This window comes from Bradyrhizobium sp. (assembly GCF_016462955.1).
Lineage (GTDB): Bacteria > Pseudomonadota > Alphaproteobacteria > Rhizobiales > Xanthobacteraceae > Bradyrhizobium.
The window spans coordinates 3,382-4,199 of the sequence record NZ_JAEMSD010000551.1 but is presented as its reverse complement, the minus strand read 5'-3'; the positions used below and the strand labels follow the sequence as shown (position 1 = coordinate 4,199).

Here is an 818-nt window from a genome sequence, read left to right as displayed (position 1 = left end):
CCAGCAGACGGCCGGCGCGATCACGCTCGATGCGGATGTCGGCGGAATCGCCGGCCAGCACGCGCGATCGCCCGTCGTCGATGGCGAAGCCGAACTTGGTGGGAAGCGCGAGGCCGGACTCGGCAAGCGCCTCCTCCAGCTCGGCCGCGAGCGCCTGCGTTTCGTCGCCGCTGCTCCAGAACGGCGTCACAAGGATGTTCCGCCGGGCTTCGATCTCGGCGTCGGGGTCGAGCAGCGCCAATTGCGCAAGGCCGTCGAGCAGCGGCCGATGGCTCTGCTCGCTGACTCCCCGAATCTGGAGATTGGCGCGGCTGGTCACATCGATCATGCCATTGCCATGCCGTCCGGCGAGTTCGGCCAGCCCGGCGGTTTGCGCAGCTTCGAGCCGTCCCCCGAACGGACGCACGCGCACCACGAGCCCGTCGCCCGACAGCATCGGGCGCAGCGCGCCGGGACACCAGCCCTTGACCGAGGCCGCACTCATGAGGCCTCCCGCAGTGCTGCGGCGATCGAGTTGCGGCGCGTCTGCCACAGCGCCGCGTCATGCAGGCGCGCAAAGCAGCTCTCCATCGCGGCGAGCGCGGACGGATTTTCGCGGTCCATGAAGGCGCGGACGTCGTCATTACCGAGCGTGGCATCGAAATAGAGATCGAACAGATGCGGCGGCACGGCACTCGCGAGATGGGCGAAAGCCGCCATATGCTCCAGCGTCGCGGTGATCTCGGCGGCGCCGCGAAAGCCATGACGCATCATGCCGGCAATCCAGGCCGGATTGGCCGCGCGCGCGCGAACGACGCGCGAAATCTCCTCCGTTAGCG

General features: G+C 68.7%; 1 protein-coding gene and 1 pseudogene. Both read right to left on the bottom strand.

The window, feature by feature from the left end; genetic code table 11:
- A pseudogene (locus JHD07_RS34130) lies at positions 1-484 on the bottom strand (precorrin-3B synthase); the annotation flags it as partial.
- A partial coding sequence (locus JHD07_RS34125; protein ID WP_291630166.1) for a cobaltochelatase subunit CobN occupies positions 481-818 on the bottom strand: 338 nt, incomplete at its 5' end. The pseudogene JHD07_RS34130 and the gene JHD07_RS34125, both read right to left, overlap by 4 nt.